Source organism: Nonomuraea monospora (assembly GCF_039531895.1).
In the GTDB taxonomy this organism is placed as follows: domain Bacteria; phylum Actinomycetota; class Actinomycetes; order Streptosporangiales; family Streptosporangiaceae; genus Nonomuraea; species Nonomuraea monospora.
Genome location: NZ_BAAAQX010000069.1, coordinates 24234 through 35432 on the forward strand (window position 1 = coordinate 24234; position 11199 = coordinate 35432).

General features: G+C 69.8%; 12 protein-coding genes. 7 read left to right on the forward strand and 5 right to left on the reverse strand.

Annotation, left to right across the window (positions count from 1 at the left end; translation table 11 throughout):
• The first annotated feature begins 7 nt into the window (after nucleotides 1-7).
• Entirely contained in the window at nucleotides 8-1135 is a 1128-nt protein-coding gene (locus tag ABD331_RS58885; RefSeq protein ID WP_344496032.1) for an NACHT N-terminal helical domain 7-containing protein, read from the forward strand.
• Here the strand turns inward: ABD331_RS58885 and ABD331_RS58890 are convergent.
• Nucleotides 1102-1587: a hypothetical protein gene (locus tag ABD331_RS58890; RefSeq protein ID WP_344496034.1), complete on the reverse strand. Its 486-nt coding sequence runs from the start codon at nucleotides 1585-1587 to the stop codon at nucleotides 1102-1104. The genes ABD331_RS58885 and ABD331_RS58890 overlap by 34 nt on opposite strands.
• 449 nt (nucleotides 1588-2036) lie before the next feature.
• Nucleotides 2037-2690, reverse strand: a complete 654-nt coding sequence (locus tag ABD331_RS58895; protein WP_344496036.1) for a TetR/AcrR family transcriptional regulator — start codon at nucleotides 2688-2690, stop codon at nucleotides 2037-2039.
• A gap of 98 nt (nucleotides 2691-2788) precedes the next feature.
• On the opposite strand from ABD331_RS58895, the gene ABD331_RS58900 reads away from it, so the two are divergent.
• Nucleotides 2789-3148, forward strand: a complete 360-nt coding sequence (locus ABD331_RS58900; RefSeq protein ID WP_344496038.1) for a hypothetical protein — start codon at nucleotides 2789-2791, stop codon at nucleotides 3146-3148.
• 18 nt (nucleotides 3149-3166) lie between these two features.
• Here the strand turns inward: ABD331_RS58900 and ABD331_RS58905 are convergent, their stop codons facing one another.
• From ABD331_RS58905 to ABD331_RS58915, 3 genes are all read right to left on the reverse strand, one after another.
• Complete coding sequence (locus ABD331_RS58905) at nucleotides 3167-3361, reverse strand: hypothetical protein (RefSeq protein WP_344496040.1); 195 nt, start codon at nucleotides 3359-3361, stop codon at nucleotides 3167-3169.
• Nucleotides 3362-3504: 143 nt separating this feature from the next.
• Nucleotides 3505-4179 (reverse strand): class I SAM-dependent methyltransferase, encoded by a 675-nt coding sequence (locus tag ABD331_RS58910; RefSeq protein ID WP_344496042.1) that lies wholly within the window; start codon nucleotides 4177-4179, stop codon nucleotides 3505-3507.
• A 153-nt stretch (nucleotides 4180-4332) separates the two neighbouring features.
• Nucleotides 4333-4794: a glycine-rich domain-containing protein gene (locus ABD331_RS58915; protein ID WP_344496044.1), complete on the reverse strand. Its 462-nt coding sequence runs from the start codon at nucleotides 4792-4794 to the stop codon at nucleotides 4333-4335.
• 198 nt (nucleotides 4795-4992) lie between these two features.
• On the opposite strand from ABD331_RS58915, the gene ABD331_RS58920 reads away from it, so the two are divergent.
• The 5 genes from ABD331_RS58920 to ABD331_RS58940 all read left to right on the forward strand — a co-directional run bounded on the left by ABD331_RS58920 (nucleotide 4993) and on the right by ABD331_RS58940 (nucleotide 10890).
• Entirely contained in the window at nucleotides 4993-6432 is a 1440-nt protein-coding gene (locus ABD331_RS58920) for an NsdA family TPR-like regulatory protein (RefSeq protein ID WP_344496046.1), read from the forward strand.
• A gap of 11 nt (nucleotides 6433-6443) precedes the next feature.
• On the forward strand, nucleotides 6444-7193 hold the full coding sequence (locus tag ABD331_RS58925) for a GNAT family N-acetyltransferase (protein WP_344496048.1): 750 nt from the start codon (nucleotides 6444-6446) through the stop codon (nucleotides 7191-7193).
• A gap of 432 nt (nucleotides 7194-7625) precedes the next feature.
• Nucleotides 7626-8231 carry a hypothetical protein gene (locus tag ABD331_RS58930; RefSeq protein WP_344496050.1) on the forward strand — a complete coding sequence of 202 codons (606 nt, stop codon included), beginning with the start codon at nucleotides 7626-7628 and terminating at the stop codon, nucleotides 8229-8231.
• A 1160-nt stretch (nucleotides 8232-9391) separates the two neighbouring features.
• Nucleotides 9392-10375, forward strand: coding sequence for a type I glyceraldehyde-3-phosphate dehydrogenase (gene gap / locus ABD331_RS58935; protein ID WP_344496052.1), 984 nt, complete (start codon nucleotides 9392-9394; stop codon nucleotides 10373-10375).
• 269 nt (nucleotides 10376-10644) lie between these two features.
• Complete coding sequence (locus ABD331_RS58940; protein ID WP_344496054.1) at nucleotides 10645-10890, forward strand: CBS domain-containing protein; 246 nt, start codon at nucleotides 10645-10647, stop codon at nucleotides 10888-10890.
• Nucleotides 10891-11199 lie beyond the last annotated feature (309 nt).

Here is an 11199-nt window from a genome sequence, read left to right on the forward strand (position 1 = left end):
GTGGAACTTGTTGCATCGCGACCTGTCGCAGCGGCTGCTGCGCTTCATCGACGGGCTCGCCGTACGAGACGAACTCGAGGAGACCGCCTGGCAACGCTTCGAGCATGCGGTACGCCAAGAGCTGCCCCAGCAGGCGATCGAGCGCTACGAGGAGTTGTTCCGGCGGCTGGCGGGCCAGTTCCCCGAAGTGGCGTTCTGGTCCTCGCTGATCGAGCACCAGGCCACCCGTAGTCAGATCCAGCAAGCTGCCGCCAGTACGCATCGTCTCGAACAGGCCGTGGCCGCGATCCCTGCGGGGCGCGCTCCGGACGAGCGCCGCAGCGCCCCGGCGCGCGCCTACCGCGCCGTCCTGGAACGGCCGCTGGCCTTCGCCGGCGACCTGCCGGTGCCTACTTTGCGGCAGATCTCCATCACCCCCGACTTCCGGATCGCCGCCGCACCCGCCGCCCACCGTGTCGCCCGCGAATCCTGGTGGCGGCACCAGCCACTCCGCCACGACCTGCACGCGCACCTGATCGGACACCTGACCGGCCGTAACGCGGTCACCGCGCGGCTGCTCGTGCTCGGCCAGCCGGGCTCGGACAAATCCGTGCTGACCCGGATCCTGGCCGGACTGCTGCCACCAAGCGACTTCCTCGTCGTGCGAGTCGCACCACGCAACGTGCCGCCCGACAGCGACGTACAGGCACAGATCGAGCACGCCGTACGGGACGCCACCGGCGCCAGCCTCACCTGGCCGCAGCCGGCCCGCAGCGCCGACGGCACGTTGCCGGTGGGGCTGCTGGACGGTTTCGACGAGCTCCTGCAGACCACCGGGGTTCTGTGGATCGCCTCGAGCCGTGCCGCCGACTCCGACACGTTGCGAGCCGCGTACGACGTCTGCTTGGGCTTCATCAGGATCCCGTACCTGGTTCTCGACCATCAGGACACTCGGCGCGAGTACCGCGCCATGGTGTTCCTCCAGCTCGACCACGATCGGGATCGATCGCCGGCCGACTGGGTACAGGATGCGCTCCGCACAGAGCCGGAGCCACCTCCGCCGGACTGGGAAGCCCATCGTGAAGCCGGAGGTGGATTGATGGCCACACAATCCGGCAGACATCAAACTGGATCACATGATGCCAGCGAACGTTGATCGCCCTCGATGTGCGTTTCACGGGGCAGCTCGTCGATGCGCAGGCGTCTCAGCCGCGATCTGATCGCCCCCTCGCTCCGCAGAAGAGCCACAGCCAGCGTCTTCACCGACGCGTCCGGCTGACAGGCGAGCCGCCGCAGCCTTTCGTCCTGCTCATCAGTCCAGCCGCGATGGGCCTCAGCGTGCGCGAGTCTCTGCTGTTCGACCACCGAGATCTGACCCTCGCCCGCCTGGCCGCCTCTCGCCCTCATGAGCTTGATCAGGTCGACCAGCAGGGAAAGGTCGGAGACCGGAAGGCTGCCGCTCAGCGCCGCCACGGGAGCGCCGTCAGCGTCGCTGCCGTTGACCTCGATCGCCAACCGGCCGTCAGTCAGTTGACGCGCGGCCAGCTCGTAGCATCGGCCGTGCTGCGTCAGTTGAATGCGCAGAGCGTTGCCCGAGGTGCCGTCCACTACCCCTCCCATCAGGCCCTCCACTGTCCCGCGTCAAGAGCGCCAGCGCAGTCGCCAGCCGAAAACGTGAGACTCATGCCTATTTTCGTACACAGCATCGAATCGGAGGGCGTTCTGCTTCGAAGTGCGCCAGGGGTGATCCGTCCGCCATGTGCTGGTCGCAGATGACCGGTGGCAGGTGTTCTACTGGAGCGCCAAGGGCATGGCCATGGAGCACTCGTCCCCCAAACACCTGCCGCACCTCGCAACCACCACCCCTACTCGCGAGCGCCGCGCGCCTCAGCGGGCAGCTTCGTGCATCACCTTCCCTCCACGGACGGCCTCGCGGGCGGAGGCGTGCCGTGCGAGGAGGCCGCTGACCTCGGTCAAGTCGTCGCCCGACGTTTGCTTCGGTGCGTTGGGTGCGGTGAGGCGGGCGTAATGGCGTTGGGCCCTGTCTAGCCCTCGCGTCACACCTCTGGGCCGGCCGCTGCCGGCCGTACGCCCTCTGCCTCTGCGATGAGGGTCGCGTGGGAGGCCAGGGTGCGGGCGGCGTCGGCGAAGTACTGCTCGTCGGCGTCCTGGGTGAGGCCGAGCGTGACGCCCTGGGCAAGTCCGATCAGCAGCGCCCTGAGCGCGGTGGCCAGCCGCCGCGCCTGAGCCGATGTCACGGTGGTCTCGCCGTGTGACCTGCCGGTCAGCAGCGCGATCAGATGCTCCTCCTGCGCCCGGACGGACGCGGCGAGCTGAGCGCCCAGTTCGTGATCGCGCAAGGCCATGTCTTGCAGCATGAACTGCAGCGACAGCCCGGACCCCGCGTCGGGCGCGTCACAGCCGCGCCGGTAGTGGCGGGCCAGGGCGTCGACCGCCTCGAGAAGACTCAGTTCCGGCGGGGCCGCCTGCTCGATGTCCTCGTAGTGCGGCCCCAGCCGGTCGGTTACCAGGGCAATGACCAGGCGGTTCTTGCTGCCGAACAACGAGTAGACGGCGCCCGTGGTCACCTCCGCGCGCTCGGCGATCTCCTCGAGCCTGGCCTGGTACCCGTCTCTGGAGACGACCTGGAAGGCCGCCTCCAACAGGGCGCGGCGGTTGCGCTCCTTGGCCTCGGCTCTCGTTACTCGCATAAATCTATTATTGCCGTAGTTTGGTTACGAAAGAGACTTCGAGGTGAGGGGGCAAGCTGATGACACAGGTCGCGACAAGGCCGTCGACCTTTCTGCTGGTGGGGGCCATCGCGGATGGCGCGTTCAAGGCGGCGCTCGGAGGCGCCTTCATCGTTGGCGCCGCCTGGTTCGGTGAGCTGCTCGGTGTGGCCGCCTGGGTGATGGTCGTGGCGGGCGCCGTCCTGGTGATCACCGGCGCGATCGAGATGGGGTACGTGCGACGCCGCCCGATGCCGACGTACCTGCGCCTCATGATCGCTTACGACAGCGGCTGGGTGCTCACGGCGCTTGCCGGCGTGCTGCTCGCCTGGCGGGGAAGCGGCGCCGGGGGCGAGGTGTGGATCGGGTACCAGGCGATCGCCCCGATCGCGTTCGCTGCGCTCCTGCTGACCAGCGCTCGCCGCGAACCTCTCGCCTGATGGCCTCCCCACGACCCCTTACCAGGAGGCCTTCCCCGCGGCTCGATCTTCCTGCCCCTCAGCGGCGTGCGCTCCCTGGTCCAGATCTTGCTGGGCCTCGTTCGTGTCGGCGGTGACCGACGTACACGCGGCTGACCACCCCCGCCGCTCCCGCTGGTCCAGCAGGAGCGCCCGCAGCCGCATCGTGTGCGCGTACTCAAGGGGCCGCGGCACGGTCGGCGAGGATACGGGCGAGCCGGTCCAGGTGCCGCGCATGTTCCGCCGGAGTGCGGCGAGCGCTGGCTGTCCAGGTACGTCGGCGCAAACCTTGACGCGAGACCACGGTGTGGCCGGGCCGGTCACACCACGGTCAGCTGTCACGCGCGGGCTTCCACGATCAGCGTCCCCACGTTCAGCGGGTTCGGGGCAGGCTCCACCATCGCGTTCACCTCGCGGAACCCCGCCCTGGCCAGCATCCGCGCCCACACGTCGGGCTCGTACGTCCACCGGTAGATCCACACCTGCGGGCCGGTGAAGCCCGCCCCGTACATGCCCTGGATGCCGGCGGTGCCCGGCACGGCAGGCGCGCACGAGAACACCAGCTTGCCGCCGGGTGCGAGGCGCGCCCGCACGAGCGGCATCCACTGGTCGGGGTCGGTGAACCACAGGGCGCCGAAGATGCTGTAGATCGCCTCCCAGCGGCGTTCGCTGCCGGTGAGAAAGGCGATGACGTCGGCGTGCACGAAGTGGGCGTTCGGCAGGCGCCCCCACTGCTCGCGAGCGCCCTCGACCTGCACAGGCGACAGGTCCACGCCGGTCGCGTCGATGCCCTTGGTCGCGAGCGCGGCGACCGCGTGCCCGCGGCTGGAGCCGAGTTCCAGCGCCGTGCCGGGATCGCCGAGCAGCTCGTCGCCGGGGCCGTGACCTTCATATTGGGTCCAGCCAAAGGCGTTCTTCAGCGCGGCCTGCGTTGTGTCGGTCTTGCGGATGCCTGTGGCGTAGCGGTCCCAGTAGGCGACGCGATCGGTGATAGCGGCGGGCTCGGTGGGCATGACGGGGCACCTTGGTACGCGAGGGACAGGACCCGCGTCACGGTAGCGCGCCACCATCGGTGATCGCCGGGGAATCACCTCACCCATGCCCCGGGCATGATGAAGGGCCGGGAACGCGTGATGCTCCCGGCCCTCGCCTCGATCAGGTGCGAATCAGTGGTAGTCGGTGCCGGGCGCGCACGGCGTGCACTTGGCGTAGTCCGCCTCCCACAGCGACCAGTCCACCGCGAAGCCGTTACCGGCCACGACGTGCGCGGTCTTCTGCACCGACCCGTCAACCTTGAACTCGACCTCGGGGACGTGGTGCAGGAACTCGCCGTTGAAGTACTTGGCGCAGAAGGCGGCGTAGTTGCGGGTGTCGAGGATGAAGCCGTGCACCGCGCGGTCGATCAGCGGGCCGCAGCCGATCTCCAGCCGCTGCCTCCACTTCTCCATGGCGGTGACGAGGTAGGCGATCGCCTGGCCAAAGACGCGCTCGGCCATGACCTTGTCCCACGGATGGTCGCGGACGAGGAGCGCGATCTGGCGCTGCCACACGTCCGGGTCGACGAACGAGCGCGGGTCCCGCCATCCGCCCTGCGGTGCCTGGTAGCGCTCGGGGGTGGTGGCCGTCATGAGGCCCTCCTGGGGTGAGGACGATCGCCGCCCCTCGCTGCCGGTTCTGCGCAGCAGGGCGGCTCCCCTTCACCGTCCGGCCGGGGCGGCGTCCGCATCAATGCCGGCATCGGTCCGCAACATTGCCTCCCACGGCAATGTCTCGCCCGTAGCGGCGCCGCTACCGTGGGGAAGGCGGTGTGCAGGGAGGCGTCAGCCATGGCCGCACTCAGCCGGGCCCGGCGAGCAGAGCTGCTGCGCGCTGCCGGCGACATCCGCAGGCGCGGGCAACGCGCCGGCTGGATGGTCGACCAGATCGCCCACACCATCTGTGCCGCGCTTCCGCAGATGCGGCCGCTGCAAGCGTGGCGGCTCGCCTACGGCTGGTCCAGGCCGCAGGCGATCGACGGCATCGCCGCTCTGTACGTGGAGCAGGACCTGGCGCCGTCCGCGCTTAACTCCGCCATGCTGTGCCGGTGGGAGCACGGCACGATCGCGGTCGGATTCGAGTACGCGGCGCTGCTGTGCACCCTGTACGGGACAACAGCGGACAAGCTGGGACTGCCGAAGAAGCGGACTTCGGTGATGCACCTCCAGCCCGGCGCTGGATGGGGGTACCGTGCCTCGCATGGCAGGCACGCGATGACCGACGATCAGTCCGCCGCCCTGACGGCCGTCGGCGAGTCCGTCCAGCTCGCGGTGGAGGCCGACGGGCCCGCGGGCGGCCCGGCCACCCGCGACGCGCTGGAGGCCGCGGTGCGCTATTACGCGTTGCGCTACTCCAGCTTCCCGCCCGCGATCCTGGCCGCCGAAGTGCACCGCACCCGCAGCCTGGTCACGCAGCTGCTGCGCCGGCCGCAGGCCGACGCCGACCGGACCGAACTGCGCCGCCTGGCCGGCTGGCTGTCCGCGCTGGTCGGCAACACCGCCTTTCACGTGGCCGACTACGGGGCCGCGCAGATCCACTTCGCCACCGCCGCGCGCCTGGGCGCCGCCGTCGATGACCATGACCTGATCTGCTGGACGCTGGGCGCGCACGCCATGACCGCCTACACCCAAGACCGCCACCAGGACGCCCTCGACCTGGCCGGCGAGGCACTCGACCACGCCGCCACACCGCTGCGCCGCGCCCAGATCATCGCCTGGGGGCTCCTGCGTGCGACCGCCGCGTTCGGCCCATCCCGCCGCTCGGACGCCGCCCGGCTGGCCGGCCGCGCGCAAGACGAGATGGCCGCCGACCCGCACGGGGACCAGCCGGGCCGGTTCGGGTTCGACACCGCCGAACTGCTGCTGCACCTGAGGGAGGCAGCCCTGCTCGTCGGCGACCACGCCCAGACCCTCGCGCACGCCCGCGCCTCCCAAGACCACATCCCGCACGGCCGGCCCGGCTGGGCGGCGGCCGTCCTGCTCGAAGCACGCGGCGAGGCCGCCCGGCGCCGCTGGGCCGACGCCGCCGCCCTGGCGGGCGAGGTGCTCGACACCATCCCGGCGCAGTCCCTGCGCGAGACGGCCCGGGTCCGGCTACGCGCCCTCGACCGCGAGCTCACCGCGGCGGGCGACCCCGGGGCGCAAGCCCGCGCCCTGCACGAGCGGATCGCCGAGCTGCCGGCGCTCGCGGGCATCAGCCGGAGCAGCGACGAACCCAACGGCAACGCCTGAAGGGCCGGCCGATGAGGGACGGCTTGGCGGTCCTGTGGCCGCTGCTCGCGCTCCGCATCACCACCCGGCGGCTTGAGCTGGCCATCCCCGGCACGCAAGACCTGCTCAACTTGGCCGAGGCTTCCGGCGACCTCCAACCCGCCGCCGAGCCCCGCTACCAGCAGGCCTACCTGTATGAGCCGTCACCGCAGCGGGAGCGGCACCTGCTGCAGCGACACTGGGCGGTGCTGGCCCACTGGCGGCCGGAAAGCTGGAACCTCCAGCTCGCCATCCGCGTCGACGGCGTCGCGGTCGGGCTGCAGAACATGTGGGCGGCCGACTTCGCGACCGTCCGCACGGTCGAGACCGGCTCGTGGATCACGCGAACCCGCCAGGGCCACGGGTACGGGACCGAGGCCCGCGCCGCCGTCCTGGAGCTGGCGTTCGCTCACCTGGGCGCGGTGGAGGCGCACACCGCCTACGTGGACGGCAACACAGCCTCGCAGCGGGTCTCACGCAAGCTCGGCTACGCCGGCAACGGGCGCCGCGCCTACGCCGAAGACGGGACACGGGTGGTCGAGCATCGCATGCTGCTCGACGCGGCCGCGTGGGCGAACCACCGGATGCCCGGCATCACGGTCGGCGGCGCGAGTGAGTGCTTGGAACTGTTCGGGCTACGGTCAGAACCACTCGACTCCTGGCTGAGTTGCTACGCGCCTGACCGCCCGCCCCTCGGCTTGTCTCGGCGCGTAACTGCTTCAGCTCGGCGCGAGCCTCGGTGAACCGGCGGACGACTGTCCGCTTCCCCCATCCGGTACCTGTGCTCTGCACACCCCCAGCCCGCGGATGCGGCAACGCCCCGGGAGAGCACTGAGGTGACGCGGCACCCGCGCCAGGACGGGGTCCCCCGTTCCGGCTTCGCAGCCTGCGACACGCCCGGCGCGCCCCGCAACCGGCCTCTCGTCTCGCCGGGCGGGTCCGCGGTGTGCCACTTCGCGGTAGGGGCGAGACGAGCCCGGACCACCCCCAGAGATCTTTTGCTAGCACAAAAGATCTTGGGCGCGGCCCGGACCGGCCAGTTGCGGGACGCTTCGTCGTGCCGCTGACGGCTCGCTGCCGGAAGCGGGTAGCCCACCGTCTCACCCCGGGCCCTCACCAACCAGGCCTCTTCCGGCAGTCCCGTCCACCAGCCAGGAGAGGAAGGACCGTTCATCATGCTGCCTGAGGTGAAGGCGTACTACGACGCCCTCGACGAACGCGAGCACTCCCGCGAGCTTAACCGCGTGCGCGCCGCGCATCCGGTTCCGGCCTGGGATCCCACGATGGCGCCCGTCGAGGTCGCGGCGTACTTCGAGGCGGACAACCAGCTGCAGGCCGCCCTGCGCGAACTGGCGCACGCGCACAAGCACGCCCGGTCCGAGGCCTACCAGAAGCTGATCGGGCTGGACGACCCGCTGGTGCGCTTCCTGCTCACCGACCCGGAAGTCCAGGCGTTCCCCTCCTACGTGGCCGTCGTGCTCAAGGCTCTGCCGATGCCCCGTGAGGAACTGGAGGACTTCGGTGAGCGCCGCGACTGGTGCCAACGGTATGGGCGCCTGTTCGAGCGGGCCGAGCAACTCCAGACGCGGCAACAAAGTCACGCCGCAGCCGAGCAAGCCGCACACTCCGCCGCCGGACAAGCGCCCCCTCCCTTGCTGTGGCCCCAGCTACGTCACCGGGCCGCCGAACTGGACCGCACCTGGGAGCAGGCGCTCCAGCATGCCCGCGACACCGACCAGGAAGCAGGCCGCACATCGATGAGAGAGCGTCGGGCACCATGACGACCGACGAAGCGGTCCAGGAGCAACAAGGGCTGCCACGTACATGCGACGAATGGAGCAAATCGCCGGAGACAGCCGGGTGGCCCTACAACCCCCTCACAGCGCTTCACCGCGAAGGGGCCACCCATGAGACCGACCACCCTCGTTCGTCGATTTGCTGTTAGCCGACGCCTCACACCGACGGTGTTGGGCACAGCCTCACATCACACCCCCAAGGATGATGCTTACGGCCTTGCTGACTCGCAGGTCTGGCGCTTCTGCGCCCGCCATGCACGCTCGCATAAATTCCGGCGGCGAGAGTCAGCAGGGCAGACAGCCCCACCGCCTCGTTGTGCACGGCCATCATGGGGCGCCACCCAAGGCCGACGGACGCGGTGGCGGCGCGGTGGCCGTCGTGGCCCCCGGTTCGGATGCCAAGTCCCATGACGGCAGGGCCCGCCGGTTGACGGGCTCTGGCTGGAACAGGCCCGGTCCAGTCGGTTGCTCGCGCAGCCGTCGCTCCTGGCCGCGCCGAAAACGCGCTTCGAGGGTGTCTCGGAGGAACTGCCCAGGAACATCTCCATCGGTCGGCTCCTGGTGTATCCGCTCCATGTCGGCAGCCTCGTCCTCCGCAGGACGGGACCTCAGAAGGGCGGTCGACCAACTTCAACGCGTCGGCCCATGCGCCCAGCAGACGGCACATCACGGCGGCTTGTCGTTCACCGCCGGTGAGTTGAGGCGGCTCCGCGGCGCTCCCCGACAGTTCCCACACTGGTCCAGGCGGACGACACCGAGCCTCGCCTTCCACCAGGGGGAGGGCCGAGCTCGGCTGCCACCTCCTGCGGGGGCCGGATGTCCGCAAGGCCAGGACCAAGGGCCCTGCGCCCGTCCAGTGCGCGTCACGAAGATGAAGAAAGGCATCCGCCGAGGCGAGAGATCCACGCAGCGGCCCGTGCGGCCCTGGACAGTGGCAGTCACGACGCTCTGGCCACCAATGGCGGCAAGCCTGGCCGGACGAGACGCTCGATCGCCCGGCGGGTGTCTTCAACTCCGTTCCGGCGCCACCGGCTGGCAGAAACCGTGGACGCGACGGCCAGAATGGCGGGTGTGGGCCTTAAGTCCCACCTCGCGAGGGACCGCCGCCTCTAAAAGATGAACCGGGGCAAGCGAATCCTGAAGGCATGAGAATCGGGATCAACGGATTCGGCAGGATCGGCAGAGCCGTCCTGCGCCGCGCGCTGCGCACCGACCTGGAGATCGTCGCCATCAACGACATCACCAACGAGGCCACGCTGGCCCACCTGCTCAAGCACGACTCCACCTACGGGCCGCTCGGCCTGCCCGTCACCGCCGCCCCCGGCCTGCTGGAGGTCAACGGCCGCAGCATCGCCGTAACCTCATGCGGTGACCCCGCGCAGATCGACTGGCGAGCCTACGACGTGGAGCTGGTGATCGACGCCACCGGCCGCTTCCGCACCAGAGACGCCCTGGCCGGCCACTTGAAAGGCGGCGCCCACAGGGTGCTGCTGTCGGCCCCGGGCAAGGGCCTGGACGCCACCATCGTGCCCGGCGTGAACGACGCCACCTATGACCCGTCCCGGCATGAGATCGTCTCGCTGGCCTCCTGCACCACCAACTGCGTGGCACCGATGGTCAAGGTGCTGCACGAGCGTTTCAGCCTGGTACGCGGCTTCATGACCACCATCCACGCCTACACCGGCGACCAGATGCTCCTCGACGCCCCGCACAAGGATCCACGCCGAGCCCGTTCAGCCGCCGTCAACATCGTGCCCACCACCACCGGCGCCGCCCGCATGGTCGGCCAGGTCCTGCCCGAGCTCGACGGCCGCTTGGACGGGGTGGCCATCCGGGTGCCGGTCGAGGACGGCTCCATCACCGATCTGTCCGCCCAGCTCGCCCGCCCGGTCACGGTGCAGGAGATCAACGACGCCTTCGCCGGAGCCGCCCGCGACGAGCTGCACGGCATCCTGCGCTACAGCACCGACCCGCTCGTCTCCCGCGACATCATCGGCGACGCCGCCTCGTGCGTGTTCGACTCCGCCCTCACCCAGGCGAGCGGCGAGCTGGTCAAGGTCTTCGGCTGGTACGACAACGAGTGGGGCTACGCCAACCGGCTCGTCGAGATGGCCCAACGGATGACCTGAGCGGAGCGTCGAGCGCGAGATAGGACAAAGCCCTGCTGCAGCCAGGAGCCACTCCTCCGAGCGGCGAGTCTGATCATGATCTGCTTCGACGAAAACACCCTGCACCGCGCGCCATGCCGTCTTCGGCGAAGCGCGGCGAAGGGGACTGAGCGGCTCGAGGACTTTCTCACACCGGGCAACGAGAGCGTGGTCAATGCCGTGGAACTTGGCGGCGGACGAGGCCGGCGCCAGGAACACCCACGGCAGCCGCGACGAACGCGGCTCATCTCATGACCTCTCCGGCGATCACCGTCACCCCCGGAACACCTCTGCGGGACGCGGCCCGGCTGATGTACGACGACCGCGTCAAGCCACTGACCGTGATCGACCCGGTCGCCGACCGGATCTCCGGCACCCTGCACCAGCGCGGTGTGCTGCGGGTCTTCAGCCGCCCGGCGGACGAGCCGGCGGCTGAGGCCAGATGCTGCTCCCGGATCCTCGCCGCCTCTCCGCCGCGGTCGACAGCGGTGTTGTGACGATCCACAGGTCTTGACCATTGCTCCCGAGGCTCTCAGAGAGGTCGAAGGCGTCATCGCCGTCGTGTCCGAGATGACCTACGGCACGGACAGCCTCTCACTGTTGCGCCGCTGCTTCAGGAACCTGTCATCGGCGTGGGCGTGGCCTTCCCTTGCCTTCCGGGTGCCGCGCCCAGCCATGTCGTCCCGGAACCTGTCAATTTGATCAAGGCAGTTGAGCTGGGCTAATTCTGTGCCGTCTTCTCTGTGGCGTCCTTCGGTTCGTTGGTCTTGGGCTTGTTGATCCAGGCGGGGCCGGGCAGGTCGGGC